Raw genomic sequence first — 15,381 nt, forward strand, 5'->3', positions numbered from 1 at the left:
TATATTTCTTAACTTTGCTGTCAGTTAATTTCGCAAAAAGCATGTATAAGTCCGATCAACATAAAGTGGCTTTAGCCACTGTCCTTTTCTTTTTTGTACTGTTCATCTTGGGCAGTTGTGCCAATATGGGCTCTCCCGAGGGAGGGCCTTTCGACACAACTCCACCTCGTATGATCAAAGCTACACCTCCGCCCAACTCAGTAAATGTTAAACCCAAAAAGATTACACTCTATTTTGATGAGAACATCAATTTGGAAAAACAGCGCGAGAAAGTGATAGTATCTCCTCCGCAGACCAAGGAGCCCAAGTTCAACGCTGTGGGTAAAACATTGGATATAGAGTTTGAAGAAGAGCTTATGAATAACACAACCTATAGCTTCAATTTCAATGATGCTATAGTTGATTATACTGAGGGGAACAAACTTAAAGGATTCACCTATGCGTTTTCTACAGGACCCACTATCGATACTATGCAAATGAGTGGTATTATGTTAGATGCTCGTACATTAGAGCCTGTTCAGAATAAGGTCGTAGGAGTATATCAAGCAGGACAAGACTCTCTTTTCAAATCAAAGAAATTCAAATACGCTACCCGTACGGACAATGAAGGGCAGTTTAAACTACTCAACTTGTCAACCGGAAAGTATAGGATATTCGGCTTGGAAGACAACGATAATAATTTCTATTTCAGCCAACCTAATGAAGGAATAGCTTTTGACAAAACAGAGTATCTCACCACAGTTAAACCTGCTAATCGCACGGATACTATCAAGATCAAAGAGCTCAATGCCCTTCGTGATACGGTGGTAAGGGACTCTCTTATTACCGAAAAGTATATAAGATATCAACCTGACAACATTGTGCTCAGGCTCTTCAAAGAGAATTTACAACGTATGGGTATATCACGCTCTACACGTCCAGACTCCTTATTCTTTACCGTGGATTTTCTTACTCCGCCCACACGCTTGGTTCCTGTCAAGTTGGTTGATCAGTCTGGCATTGATGCCGATAAGGCTATATTTATCACTCGGGGAGAGAAGAATATGCTGGAGTACTGGTTTACGGATCCTCGCTTAGTACGAGCAGAGTCTGTAAAAATGCTTATTACGTATGACAAAACCGATTCTTTGGGAAAAGTGTTGGCAGCAACGGACACTTTAGACTTCAACCGCTCCAAATTCAAAGAAAAGAAATCAGGTAAAAACCAAGATGAACCGCTGCTCAACCTGCAGATTACAGGCTCCAAAGGCGTATATGGGGGCACTCCGGGTGATACTATTAAACTTATAGCCAACCGGCCTTTGTCTCCTTTTGATGAGTCAAAGATCAAAATCAATAAAGTCGTAGACTCTGTGAGTACGCCCATCTCTTTCACTATCAAACAAGACTCCATGTATCGCAAACAATATTACTTGATGCACCAATGGGAATTTGATACTCAATACAAAGTCAATATTGACTCAGCAGCTATCAAGGATGTGTATGGAGTAGGGTGTAACAAGACGGAATTTGGTTTACGTATTCAAGCTGAGAAAGAATTGAGTAGCTTGGAGATTACTCTTGAAAATACAGATGATCGTGCTATTGTAGAGCTATTGGATAAATCCGACAATGTAGTTGCCGTGATTCCTGCAAAATATCTTGCCCCGTCTGCCAATACGGATTCTACTGTAAACAAAAAAATGGGTGATACAGCACGAGGGGTTCGAGATTCAGCTTCATCAAATAATCTTATCCCGCAAAAACAGCCGACTCAAACGTCTACAACGGATAGTGTTGCTGCAAAATCTCCACCTTTGATTATTGCCAACAAAGACTCTTTGACGATACCCAAAGACAGTACTGTGGTAGCAGATTCTTTAGCGGCAACTTCCGGAGCTGCGGATAAGAAGTTGATGGCAAAGTTCGATCACATACAACCGGGCGATTACTACGCACGTCTCTTCGTTGATGCCAATGGCAATGGCGTTTGGGATACGGGGGAGTACCCGGACAAGCAGCCTGAAGATGTATATTACTGTCCTATAATGTTTGCTCTCAAGAAAGGATTTACCACGGGAGAGACGTGGCAAGTAAACAAGATTCCTCTCAATAAACAGAAGCCCCTTGAGTTGAGAAAGGTTAAGCCTGAAGAAAACAAAGAAGAAGTGGATAAGAATATCGAATACAACAAGCGTATGGACGAACGTAAAAGAGAGCGATCCAAAGACAAAGACTCGAACAAAGCTCAGGAACCGTTCCGAGAAGTTCATCGAGTGACAGGTTCTTGATATTTGGATTAATGCCTCTATGTATATCACCTCCGTGGAATAGTTGTTCTATGGAGGTGTTTTTGCACTATTAGATTATGGAGACGATCCAATATCCCGATACTGGATACTGTCTCCAAAAAGTGTGTAAGACTCAAGAATGTTATCTTGAGACCGTTGCATAGCAGGCCAATTGCTTCATTGCTTGCGAGATTCGCGCTTGGTCATTTACCTGAAGTAAACTCCCTGTGCACTCACTCTTAGCGCCTTGCACTTTACCTTCTCTGCCCGGTCAAAGTGTCTTTTGTCGGCTTTGCCTCCAAAATTCAGGAGACTGTTGACTTTTGCAACAGTCTCATCTTAGATTTGTAAAGGAAAAAAAGAATAACAATAATGAGACTTACACAGGTGCAATTTAAGGAAACTATTTTGGGTTTGATGACTTCTTTGCAAGGAGGAGGGAGGGGCTAAAGCGGGCGTGAGTTTGTAGCCCTGAGTGTGAGCAATGGGCCCATGCCGGCGATGAGCAATGGTGGCATTTTGCAATGTCGACATATTTTGCCGAAAACTGTCGACATATTCGCTTGAAACTGTCGACATATTTGCTTGAAACTGTCGACATATTCTTTGGGAATACTACCAAGATATTAATTGAGAGAGGTATCTCCAAAGGTGTCACCTTGTGAAAAATCACCGGTAACAAATCCCTTTTTGAACCAATATACACGTTGGGCAGATGTGCCATGTGTAAATGAGTCCGGCACTGTATAGCCTTGCGCTGCCTTTTGTAAAGCATCGTCTCCTATAGCTTGTGCCGCAGCTATGGCCGATTCCAAGTCGCCTTCTTCGAGTTTGATAATACCCATCTTGTCAGCGTAATGAGCCCATAAACCTCCGAAGAAATCTGCTTGCAGCTCCAGCTTCACACTTAGTCTGTTATATTCTTTGTCGCTGATGCGTCCACGCATGCTATGCAGTTTGTCTGAGATTCCCAGAAGGTTTTGTACGTGATGTCCCACTTCATGGGCAGTCACGTATGCCATGGCAAGATCTCCGGGAGCCTTGAAGCGTTCGGCGAGTTCTTTGAAAAAAGATAAGTCAATATACACCTTAGTATCTGCAGGGCAGTAAAAAGGCCCCATAGAAGCCGATGCGCCTCCGCATGCAGATGTTGTTTGATCTGTAAAAGCGACTAATGTAGGCTTGGTATACTCTTGTTTCAGTTCTTCACGGAATATCTTTGACCAAACATCATTGCAACTATTGAATACCCCCAGCGTAAAATCCTTCCACTCCTCATAGGCATGAGCCTTTTCGGGGTCAACGCTCTCTTGCGAATTGCCATCACCACCGGCTACACTATTGGCCATGTCCATCATCTTACCGGGATCTTGTCCCAAAAACAGAGCCAGTAGTATCACTATGATACCTCCTACGCCGCCAATGGCAATACTCTTGCCACGACGGCCTCTTCTGTCTTCAAAGTTGGATGTGTCGTTGTTTCTATTTAACCATTTCATACGCTCAAAATCTTTCTTTTGTTATGACATTATGATATATCGTATCTCCCGTTACAGAAGTTTATGATCACGGGCGTATTTTACTGTTTCTCTGATACCCTTTTCAAGATCATATAACGGCTTAAAGCCAAGAAGGAAGAGAGGGGAGGCATCACATCGCCAGTTGCGTTGAGCCAGGATAGCGTACTTGTCTTTGTTGAGAGGCAGGATATTTCCCGTAAGGTCGCCCCAGCGTTGCCCTAAATGGCATCCCAGTTTCACAAAATGAAGGGGGACTCTCAAGTGTAATACCCGCTTACGACCCAAAATCTTTTGCACCAAACGGCCAAACTCCATATCGGTATAGGTATTCCCATCTGAAACGATGTAACGCTGCCCGATACTCTCGGGCTTGTCCAAAATAAAGAGGGCAGCACGTGCAACGTCCTCGCCATATACAAACGTCAGCATCTGAGGAGTGGGGCCGGTGATAAAATCAAATCCCTTGTTGATGGCCTTGATGGCCATAAGGTAGTCTTTGTCACCGGGACCATATACTCCTGTGGGCATAAGGATACTATAGCGTAATTTGCTCTGCGTTATATACTGCTCGGCAAGGAGCTTGCTGCGGCCGTACTCCGTACAGGGATTTTGCGGATCGGTACAATAGAGTGGATCTGTGTTATTGGGCGTTGCGCCATAGCTTCCCATACTGCTCATAAGAACGAAGTGCAAAGGAGGTTGTAGGGATTTGCTCAATCCTTCGATAAGACGGCGTGTATTCTCTGCATTGATTTCCCGAAAATCACTGAGGTTTTTTACTTTTGTTACACCGGCATTGTGTACAACGTAGTGAAATGCCGGCTCTTCGGCAGATGGCGCGAGTTGATCACACATACGGGCGATAGCTTCCGGGTTAGTGTAGTCAATCTCGATAAGTCGTATATCTTTTTGTTTCAGGCGGGAGGTGTTGCTGTTTTTCCTTATGGCAGCGTACACTTCATAGCCTTTTTTGACCGCTTCTTGTACTAAATAGCCTCCGATAAAACCGGAGGCTCCTGTGATAAGTATTCTCTTTGTCTCTTTGTCAGGCATTAAGCTTTTGTTTAGAAAACAGAAAAATGTACATATCTCTTCGGATTCTCTCTGATATCTCTCATCAGCATCTCCGCACTTCTTGCCAGGCTGTCTATACGATTGTATAAGGCGGGGTCATTGAAAAGAAGTCCTGCTGTATTATCCTTGGAGTTGAATTTCTGTGTTGTCGTTTTTATTGAAGCTGATGCTTCGTTGAGATTGTTTATGATCTCCTGTAGATTTACTTGGCGGAGATCTTTTGTAAATACTTCAGCATTAGCCGTGCTTCGCTCTATTTTGTTCATAATCTCAGGGAGGTTAGAAGTAGAGCTTTTCAGAGCCATGGCTACATCCTTGACGTCGAGAGATGTTTGATATAACACTCTGAGCGTAGAGTCGATATTGGGGTTGTTTACCTTTTGGTTTACACCCGTAAGTACCGAGTCTATCTTGGGCATAAGCTTGTCTACCATGGGCAGGATTTTCTCATAAGTAAGCGAGAATATATCACCGCCCGACTCCAATGACGGTATGGTAGAGCCCGGCTCAAGATACCCTTTGGCTGTGTCTCCCATATACAGGATTATCTCAGCTCCGCTGAGAGCATTTTGTTTGATCTTGAGAGCAGATCCCACAGGGATTTTTATTTTCTTATCAAACCTGATTTCCAACTGTGCTCCTTTGCCGGCTTTGTAATTAAAGTCCATGTCCTTTACTGAGCCTACTTTGAAGCCTCCCACAGTCACAGGGGTAGCTATAGACACGTTGTTTACAGAGACAAAATTGGTATAATAAGTGTTTTTGGGGCTAAAGATATTTATCCCCTTCAGGAAGTTAATCCCAAAATAAGTTATGATCAGAGCTCCTAAGGTAACTAATCCGATTTTTATTTCTCTTGAATATTTCTTATCCATAGCCGATAATTAATTATAGATTTGTCCTGTACGTTTTCCGTTTTTATAAATAACAATGTATGCTCCATTGAATTTCTTTGCCATTTGGGCCCTTAGCTTTTTGGCTTCTTTGAGCGATGAGCAGTTGCCCACCATATAATAATTAAACTTTGCACCCTTTTCTTCACTTATTTTCTCTTTGATGCCTTTAAACTCACTGCTACCCGGTTTGATCTTTTTTACAGAAGCTAATATCTGTACCTTGTAAATAGTTCCGCGGTTGCTTACAGCATCTGTTTTGTTTGTGCTACGCTCTGCCGACGATTTCTTAGCGGTAGGAGGATCTTGCTGTTCGTTATTGACCTTCGATGCTATTCCTGTATTTTGTACGGTAGTATCTTTCTCAGTCTCTTCACCGCCATTCACATCATCGTCTTTGCTTTTTGACTCCTCACTATCCGATCCGGTACTTTTCGCAACTCCTTTTTTCCCATATCTGCTGTAGTATCGGGAAAATGCATTGGCTATAGACTCCGCTGTTTTGGTCTGTCCAGAATTGCTTAGCAAAAAGGCGGCTTCTGTAGGATTGGATAAGAATCCCAGCTCTATCAGCACACTGGGCATCGCGGAATATACCTGTACCCAGAATACGTTTTGGCGTACCCCTCTGCTGTACCTGCCACCCGCTCTGAAATTACGTTCCACAGCTTCTGCCAAATAAATACTTTGATCAAGGAATCTATTTTGTATCATATCAAAAATAATATAGCTTTCTGTAGAGGTAGGATCAAACCCTCGATAGGTTTTCTCATAATCAGCCTCCAAGAGCATTGCCTTATTTTCCTTCATCGCCACATTGAGATTTTTCTGAAACTTCTCCAATCCCAATACATAAGTCTCACTACCCGTCACATTTTTGGCGCCTGCACTGTTTACGTGAATACTCATAAACAAATCGGCATGATTTCTATTGGCGAAATCAGCTCTATTTTGTAGTCCAATAAAAACATCACTGGATCGCGTATAAATCACCCTTACATCAGGATGTTTAGCCCTGATCATTTCTCCGGCTTTCAATGCTACAGCAAGCACAATGTCCTTCTCTTTGCCTCCGTTTCCCATAGTCCCGGGGTCATGGCCTCCATGGCCGGGATCGAGCACCAGTACAAACTGATTTGAACTTCTGTTACGGGATTGTGCCTGCGAAGTATATATATTTGACAAAAAAATAAGAGTGATTGTTAGTAACGTGAGTGGTAAAGTATTTCTAATCGACATCGTCTGTTCCTACTTTTTTTAAGACAATTAACCCAATAACAATCAAAAATACAGTAAAATTTTATATTTACATTTGTTATCAGGTAGGAATTATAATCTTTTCTACCCAATGTTTTAATTCACTCATTATAAAAGTATCAGAATGGATAATTTTCAACTCGAAATTTGTGCCAATTCGGCTCTTAGCTGTGTGGAGGCGGAGAGGGGAGGAGCTACACGTGTGGAGCTCTGCGCAGGGATACCTGAGGGTGGTACTACACCATCGGCTGGGGAGATTAGAGAAGCTCGTAAGCTTATCAAGATACCTATTCACGTCATTATCCGTGCCCGTGCAGGCGATTTCTGTTATTCGCCTTCGGAACTCGATGCTATGGCTTATGATATAGAGGTAGCTCGCTCACTGGGCGCTGATGGTGTGGTATTTGGTTGTTTGGATACAGATGGTAATTATGATGCTTATGCCAATCGTTTACTCATGAGTAAAGCTAAGGGGATGCAAGTTACCTTTCACAGGGCCTTTGACATGTGCCGTTACCCCACGGAAGTATTAGAACGGCTCATTGATGACGGCTTTCATCGTGTGCTTACTTCGGGATGTGCTCCTACAGCTCCGGAGGGTGTGGATTTGCTGACCGATCTCGTACGACAATCTCAGGGACGTATTGGTATTATGGCGGGGTGTGGCGTGAGAGCTGCTAATATAGCTGAGTTGGCAAGACGCACGGGTATCACCCAATTTCATACGTCCTTACGCTCCAATATGGAGAGCCCTATGAAGTTTCGCCGTCGGGAAGTAAGTATGGGGGGAACGGTTATGATCGATGAATACCGACTTCCCGTTACTGATGCTTTTCTCGTGGAGCAAACGGTAGATATCTTGAAGAAGTTATAAGAATGCTCCATTCCTCACATTAAAATATATCGTTGGAATTCCAACCTAACAAGAGAGTCTACCGGCAAAAAGAACTAAAGAAATAGCATATCAATGGATCAGAGCGTTTATGCTCAATAAAAGGAGTATTATCTGTAATAGGTTGGTTTATGGATTTGTTTCAAAGAATGTGTCTCACGATGCACTGCTAATTAAAAGGTGCACTACTTCTCCCCGCTAACTCGTATAACTATCATTTTGTCAATTTCGGGCACAAAGCATTGGACCATGTGTTCCAGCTTTGTTTCTCTATGTTAGAGCTCTTGACAAAGGGGTGTACATGTTGTATCTTTGTGATTGCCCCATTTACATCCCACGAATTACATTATTACAAAAAAAGAGTTATGACGATAAATACTTTACATCCTTGTCCAGACAAGAGCTTATCCTTAGAGGGATATACAGGGTGTATGCATCTGACTCGATTGCCGTTCCTCACCTCCTATGGGGCAAGTCTTTGCCTCCTCAGTGAATGATACAAGCTGAGAAGTATCATACCGGGCATAACCGCTCTGATACTTCTGTACATTACTTACTGAAACATCAACAACCCCGCATCTGCCCCCTCTGTGACGTATCATAATAAGTTGGCTGATTCATCGTATAGAGTCAGCTGACTTATCGTATACGGACAATCGACTTATCGTATCAAGTCGGTTGACTTATCATAATAGGTCATTAGACTTATCGTATACCCATGGTGATCCTATTATGGTGAAATTTTGATACGTAATACAAGCCAACCAGCGTGCAGTCAGGGCGCATGGTGATCCTATTATGGTGAAATTTTGATCTCAAATTCTATCCTCACAAAATTGGTGTGCAAGGTAAAGAAATAGAATAATACCGCGGCATATTTTACCATTATTCATTTTGGAGGGAAAAGTATAGCCGCAGATTTATTTAGCACGTATTTCAGGTCGATTCTGATACTCAAAATAGAGGATTCTTATTTAGACTTTGTATAAATAAGCGTATAATTGTAACTAAGACTCGATAAATTCTGAGCCTTATCAAAAATTAAGAAATTTATTTAATATACTTGTGTATATACCGTTGCGTATTTCAGGGCTATTTAAGTAAAAGCGGTTTATTTTGACATTATGTCAAGATGATAGGGCATTTTAGAGATGAATACCAATGATAGCATCTGTAACGGTATAGTTCCAAATCTCAAATGCCGGTGGAAAATATAATTGTCGATGTATGTTTTCACTATTCATTTTTATTGCAGCCATGCAAAAATTCTATAAAAATAGAGAGCCGTAGGGACTGCTCTTTCCCCACGGCTCTCCTCTTAGGAATAATTGATTAGAAATTTAAAAACTTACCCCAAGGGTAATTATTGCAGCTTTGGGTGCATTATCGTTGGCTTTTGTATGATAAGAACCATCGAGACGCAGCATCTTATAGGCTACTCCCGCACCGAAAGCAAAGTGACTCATATCGTGTTCCTGATAGTTATAACCTGCACGTGCAAAGATCATTTTGCCAAAAGAATATTCGCCTCCGATATTTGCAGAGAATGCTTTGGCTTTCTTAGGCAAGTAGAAGTATTGCATACCACCGGCAAGACTTACACGGTGTACAGTGGCAAATTCCATACCTATCTCACCACCGCCACCAAATGAAGCAGGTAAGTTAGCAGAGCTGTATTTTTTGCCATAATCAATCTTGGGACCCATGTTCATCCCCTTAATACCTACAACATAATCAAATTCCATATCAGACATGGTGAAGGTATTGCGGTAGAAAGCACCTATATTGAAGGCTACAGTCTGTGCTTTCTTGCCAATGTAGCTATAGACTATAGACATGCTTCCATAGGCCGATATATTGTCATTGAACTTATAAGCATAACCTAAATCGATAGTCCAATCGTAGGGCTTTACTTCTTTTTTCTCCACGCCCATCTCATTGATAGGAGTGTATTTCTGTCCGCCTAAATAACGGTAACCAGCAAAAAAAGCATGATCCCCCCAGCGATAAGCACCGTTAATATTATACAGAATAGGCCTGTCGGAATCGACCATCTTTGAGAATCCTTTTGCACCTAAAGTCACATTCCACGTAACATCTTTGTAGAGAAGTGAAGTGGGATTGATGTAGATGTACGATGAAGATGTCTCCCCGAAGATATTCCCTCCCATGGCACCGGAGCGAGCATCCGGATTCTGATCGAGAATAGGCAATGGTCGGCCTTGCTGAGCATTTGCTCCGAGGCTTACAGCTATGAATGATGCTAAAAGAATGATATATTTTACTTTCATAATTCAGGATGGGATTAGAGTTTTACAAAATTCTTCTTGTATGTAGCCTTTTCTGAAGTTACAATCAATGTGTAGCTACCCGGCACTAGCTTGGAAAGGCTCAGTGTTACGAGGTTCATACCATTGATATCATAACTGCGGTTGAATACCTCTTGTCCCATAGAGCTAACCACTACGAAATTGGCTCGCTTGATGTCGGGATTTACCACAGCATTCAGTTGTTTTACTACAGGTATCGGATACACTACATATACAGCATCATCACTATTGGGTACTACACGTACTTCAAAAGAGGTTTCTACAGGGTCACTCACACCATCAGTAGCGGTCACTTTGATGTTTGTGGTTCCATTCTGATGTGCTGTAAGTAAAAGTTTACCATCTTCGCTAACTGCAACAGATGCTACAGATCCGTTTGCAGAAGAAGCCTTGAATTGTAACTTTTGATCACTTTCATGGCTGAATAGCGGAACCAAGTCAAGTACTTTAGTCTTTTGCTGTGTTCCCACAATCATAGGTTTTATGTTACCAAGCAATCTGGGCGGATTGTAAGTAAAGACCTCAAATGGGACTTCAGCGACTATCTCTGCTCCTATCTCATCACGAGCTATGACTTTGATAGTATATTTACCTACCGGAGCTATTGCTCGAATACTGAAATTGATTTTGTTATTTTCGATAGAATATGATACTCCTCTGTCTTCACCTTCGACATTGATTATTATATGATGCTTATCCGGATCGGACACATTGAGTTGGAATCTTGCAATGTTGGCTCCACTAACTCTGATTGGTTTTTGTGGGAAGCCCAAGATTATAGGGGGATTATTCTTCAGGGTTTTAAATTGTGCAAACGCAGGTTTTGAGGTCAGTCCCCAACGATCCACAGCTTCAATTCCAAAATAATAATGAGTATCTTGCTTAAGGCTTGTAAATTCATAGCCTAGCTCTGTACCTACCTTAAATCCGAATCCATTGATCTTGATCGGAGCCACTGATTTATAATTGTTTTCATTGAGAGGTTGGTCACTTATGTATATATTGTAAATGGCAGCTGTAACATCATCTTCATCTGCTACGGTTTTCCATTTCAGCTTAATATTAACGTAACTCGCCTCTGCAGTCATTCCAGCTACCTGCTGTGGCTTTTTATTTTTATTTTCTGCAAAAGCTGCTCCGGCATCGATGTAACCAACACCCAACCGACCTTCAAAGCCTACATTCTGCTCATCAATATTCATAGGCCTCAGAGCTCCCAATATGCGTTTTCTCAACATCTCGTTGGTAAATCCCTTGCCTCCAAACTTAGATACAACGAGTGCTGCTATGCCCGAAACATGCGGACACGCCATAGATGTACCTTGCATATAACCATAGCCTTTGCCTCCCGTAATAGATGGAGCTAATGTACTGAGAACTTCTCCTTGTGGAAAATATTGGTCTCCACCCGGAGCCATAATATCCACCCAGTCTCCGCGGTTGGTGTACCATGCTTTTTTCCAGTTAGGAGCCATAGCAGATACTCCTACGACTCTTGGGTAAGCTCCCGGCCAAGAAACATAATCTTTATCATCATTACCCGCTGCGAAGATTACAAGCCCTCCTTTCATGGGGGAGTTGGCAAGCTGATTGCCATCCTTATCACATCCGGCATAATCGGTAAAATAATCAATTGCTACACGGATGTGTTCCGGCAAGTTGATTGGCCCCGGATAGGTATATCCCCAAGAGTTTTGACTGATCACAGCACCATTATTAGCCGAATATACGTATGCATTTGCAGCCTCTCCTGCTTCATTTTTTTTGCCAAACTTTTGACAGGTCATTAATCGTACTCCCGTAGCTTCTGCTTTGGTAGCATCTCCTCCCGCAATGCCACACACACCAATGCCATTATTATTGCGAGCAGCTATTGTACCGGCTACGTGTGTTCCATGGGAGCTAACATCGGGATAAATAGAACCATTTTGATGAATAAAGTTGAACCCGTAAATATCATCTACATAGCCATTATCATCATCATCTACTCCGGCTTTTCCATTGAGTTCTTTTTGGTTGATCCACATGTTGTCTTTCAGATCTTCGTGGGTGTAATCAATACCTCCATCTACAACAGCAACGATAACCTTGGGATCTCCCACAGTAGTTTTCCATGCTTCAAATAGGTTTATATCTGCTCCTGCAACACTTTTGGGATATAAGCCTTGGTTGTCATAGTGCCATTGTTTGATCAATTGGGGATCATTGAAAGGCATCGCTTTAGCCGTGGGTAGTGCGTCATTGTTGATTGCAGTGTATTTTGTATCAATCATCTCTGTGGCATAAGACTTCTCTACCAGCTCTACATCTTGTACCTTACTCATCAAAGTAATTGCTTCTTCGAGGTTTTTGGTCGGATCAAACCTGACTACATACCATTCATCGAGACCGGCTTTGTGCATGCGTTCTTCAAATCTGGGATCAGGAGTAAAGAGGCGTTCTACATTCGTAGCACCGAGTGTTGAGAGTGTAGTGCTCATAGTAGAAGATACACTTCTCATAGACACTTTGCCTGATGTATCTATATCAAGTTTGTCGACGGCGTTGTCTGACAACCTGACGTACATAATACCGGGCATTCCTGTCCCGGATAAATCTGTAGCTGATGATGCCCTAAGTTCTGTACTGCTTTGGTCAGGATTCATAGTGCTAAGCTCTTGATCCCGGCTACAAGAGGATGTGATAAGCAGCGATGTAAAACCAATAGCATAAAGTATATTTTTTTTCATAAGAGAGACCGTATTTTGTTATATGCAGACAATAATATTTCTCATGATAAATAGTGTAACATAAGTTGGTGTCCGAAATCAAACCTCACGATAAAATCAATATTGTAAGTTGGCAAAAGCAAAGGCAGGTGTGTTTAATTCTGAACAATTACTCATGAATGAGAAAGGAAAACATATTTGAGTTTGAAGATTCTGTGCTTTTGACTGAAAATCGACGGGAAACTATGCCTCCTTTCAGACCAAAAGCACAGAACAAACTATATCATTTTCATTTGATTTTAAAATGTGAAAAATTTACTTCTTTAATTTCTTCATGATAACATCCATTTCGTTGTTTTGGCTTGATAGATGTTTCTTGTAGTTCATGAATTGTGCAACTGAGCTTTCCTTCAATTTCATCTTAAATGCTTGAAGATCCAAAACGATCTCTCCGTTATTATAATCTTTGAATTTTACAGGCTTAGCTGCAAGAACTATTGTCTTTGCTTTATTATAGAATATAAATGTGCCTTTATTGATGTATTTATATTCAAACCCTTCTTTCTCAACTAATGCTTTAAACTCATTAGTCATCATATAACCACCGCTAAACTCCCAGAATGCCAGATTAATATTATTTGCAATAACACGAGTGGCTTCTAATTCATTTATGAATGGATCATTGGCTGGTATATTGTCATCCCCTCCAGCTTTGATAAACCAATATGCTCTGGCGAGTAAAGGCTTCTCCGTTGCATTTAGGTTGTACCAATAGAACTCGGGTTTTTTACTAATATTTTCATCTAATACTGAACTCGTAGTTTTTTCGTATGCTTCAATAATAGGCTGTTTTTGTCCGTGAACTCCTCCGGTTCTGTCTGCTAACCATGGGAGTTGCTTTTCAAGCGGGAAGGTCTTGAATGTTTCGTATGGTTTAGGTTGTTTCGGTATATACTGAATTAACATTTGAGCACCACCGGTTGAAGGGAACATAACTAATGCTGTAAATGACATCTTCTCGTTAGTGTATAGTTGCTTGGTCTTATCACCGGCACCTTTTACAAAGCCATTTGATGTCATGAATTGGTCAAATTCCGCACCTTGCATTACTTTAGCATCTAATGAAACTACTACTGCATTTTTATACATTGGAGCATTTTCATCGAAATTGTATTCCAAGAAAGGCATCACCTTGCTTGTGGTACCAAAGCGGAATGCTGTTCTGTTGAATAAGCCATCAGGAGTCTTGATTAAAATACCATCTCTTTCCTTTTCAAAAGCAGCAACATCAACCAGTGAAGCCGGATATTGCAACAATGGTAAAATGTAGTAAGGTATACCGGCCTGTATTACTTTTACTTCTTTTATTACTTTGCCTGCCGTAACGATAACTTTGGCCATGCGGTCAGTTTTCTCTTTATTCTCTTTTGCCGAAAGTACAAAGGTTGATTGACCTGCAACATACTTTACAGAGAGCCACTCTGCTGTTCCATCTGTTTCGACTTTAAGATCTTTGCTGTTAGAGCTAATTTCGACCTTCATTTCTCCACCCTTACTGCTGATTTTAAGATCTTCAGGTGTAGTACCCAAAATAATATCCGCTGCACTTTGTTTTACCTCTACTTTTACCGCGGCATCTCCGGAAGTAATCATGATCACGCCTTTTCTTTCCATGCCCAGGGTATTAGGCGTAACTTTTACTTTCAGGTTACTGCCTTCTTGTACAAGCTCGATCCATGATCCTTCTTGAGGAGACATGGCAACCCACTGACTTTTGTTTGTCTGGATTGAGAGAACTTTTTCGGAGGCTTCTTTGGTAAATTGCATTGTGTTCTCTGACACTTTGAGGCTTGCTTCTTCGTAGCTGTTGTCCTCAGAGCATGACGAGACGAAAAACATCATCGTCATTAGGCCTAATAGAAACTGTAATTTTGATTTCATGTGCTTTTTTGATTTAAAAGAATTATTTCTCTTTAAACTTTCTAAAATAGAGTGCTGAATAACCATGAACATACGGTATAGAAATGATTTTTAGAGATAATACCTGACCTTCACGAATTAGGCATTAAAATCATTGTAAGAGGTTTTTACTTATTTAGGGAAATAAGTAAATTTTATTGTGCATATGAATAAGGTACTATGCAATGGTCAAGAGGTCCTTTTATAATTAAGGATGAAATAAATGATATATAACAGATGTAAAGGTATAGCTTTAGTCAGCCGATTTTTTAAATTAAAAAATAATACTTTATCATGTGTGATGTCTTAATGATATAGGGTGGCTTAATCCCTTAATCTTGTTCATCACAATGCATATTTTATATAAAAATAACCGGTTATTTTGTGTGTTAATTCTAAGATCAATTAACTTTTATAAATGTAAGTATATTTTTGATATGGACAATAAAAAAGATATAAAAAACAGAATAATTCTTAC

The 15,381-nt window shown here is 41.1% G+C and carries 10 protein-coding genes; 2 read left to right on the top strand and 8 right to left on the bottom strand.

The window, feature by feature from the left end:
• The first annotated feature begins 41 nt into the window (after positions 1 to 41).
• A complete protein-coding gene (locus VYJ22_RS02295; RefSeq protein WP_329904805.1) occupies positions 42 to 2,270 on the top strand; it encodes an Ig-like domain-containing protein in 2,229 nt (742 codons plus the stop codon).
• Between the two features lie 626 nt (positions 2,271 to 2,896).
• Here VYJ22_RS02295 and ypfJ read toward each other — a convergent pair.
• Genes ypfJ through VYJ22_RS02315 form a run of 4 tightly spaced genes read right to left on the bottom strand, consistent with a single transcriptional unit; the run spans position 2,897 to position 6,942 of the window.
• Positions 2,897 to 3,769, bottom strand: coding sequence for a KPN_02809 family neutral zinc metallopeptidase (ypfJ, locus tag VYJ22_RS02300; protein ID WP_329904807.1), 873 nt, complete (start codon positions 3,767 to 3,769; stop codon positions 2,897 to 2,899).
• Between the two features lie 51 nt (positions 3,770 to 3,820).
• A complete protein-coding gene (locus tag VYJ22_RS02305) occupies positions 3,821 to 4,843 on the bottom strand; it encodes an NAD-dependent epimerase/dehydratase family protein (protein ID WP_329904809.1) in 1,023 nt (340 codons plus the stop codon).
• Positions 4,844 to 4,854: 11 nt separating this feature from the next.
• Positions 4,855 to 5,739 carry an MlaD family protein gene (locus VYJ22_RS02310; RefSeq protein ID WP_329904810.1) on the bottom strand — a complete coding sequence of 295 codons (885 nt, stop codon included), beginning with the start codon at positions 5,737 to 5,739 and terminating at the stop codon, positions 4,855 to 4,857.
• A 9-nt stretch (positions 5,740 to 5,748) separates the two neighbouring features.
• Positions 5,749 to 6,942, bottom strand: coding sequence for an N-acetylmuramoyl-L-alanine amidase family protein (locus VYJ22_RS02315; protein ID WP_329904811.1), 1,194 nt, complete (start codon positions 6,940 to 6,942; stop codon positions 5,749 to 5,751).
• Between the two features lie 196 nt (positions 6,943 to 7,138).
• On the opposite strand from VYJ22_RS02315, the gene VYJ22_RS02320 reads away from it, so the two are divergent.
• Positions 7,139 to 7,888, top strand: a complete 750-nt coding sequence (locus VYJ22_RS02320) for a copper homeostasis protein CutC (RefSeq protein ID WP_329904812.1) — start codon at positions 7,139 to 7,141, stop codon at positions 7,886 to 7,888.
• A 428-nt stretch (positions 7,889 to 8,316) separates the two neighbouring features.
• Here VYJ22_RS02320 and VYJ22_RS02325 read toward each other — a convergent pair whose 3' ends face one another.
• From VYJ22_RS02325 to VYJ22_RS02340, 4 genes are all read right to left on the bottom strand, one after another.
• The gene (locus VYJ22_RS02325) at positions 8,317 to 8,508 is read right to left on the bottom strand and encodes a hypothetical protein (RefSeq protein WP_329904813.1); all 192 of its coding nucleotides are present in this window, start codon (positions 8,506 to 8,508) and stop codon (positions 8,317 to 8,319) included.
• Between the two features lie 738 nt (positions 8,509 to 9,246).
• A complete protein-coding gene (locus VYJ22_RS02330) occupies positions 9,247 to 10,197 on the bottom strand; it encodes a PorV/PorQ family protein (protein WP_329904814.1) in 951 nt (316 codons plus the stop codon).
• A 14-nt stretch (positions 10,198 to 10,211) separates the two neighbouring features.
• Positions 10,212 to 12,965, bottom strand: coding sequence for a S8 family serine peptidase (locus VYJ22_RS02335; protein WP_329904815.1), 2,754 nt, complete (start codon positions 12,963 to 12,965; stop codon positions 10,212 to 10,214).
• A 294-nt stretch (positions 12,966 to 13,259) separates the two neighbouring features.
• Positions 13,260 to 14,885: a BACON domain-containing protein gene (locus VYJ22_RS02340; RefSeq protein WP_329904816.1), complete on the bottom strand. Its 1,626-nt coding sequence runs from the start codon at positions 14,883 to 14,885 to the stop codon at positions 13,260 to 13,262.
• Between the last annotated feature and the right edge of the window lie 496 nt (positions 14,886 to 15,381).

Origin of the sequence: Porphyromonas pogonae, from assembly GCF_036320655.1 — a bacterium.
Taxonomy (GTDB): Bacteria; Bacteroidota; Bacteroidia; order Bacteroidales; family Porphyromonadaceae; genus Porphyromonas; species Porphyromonas pogonae.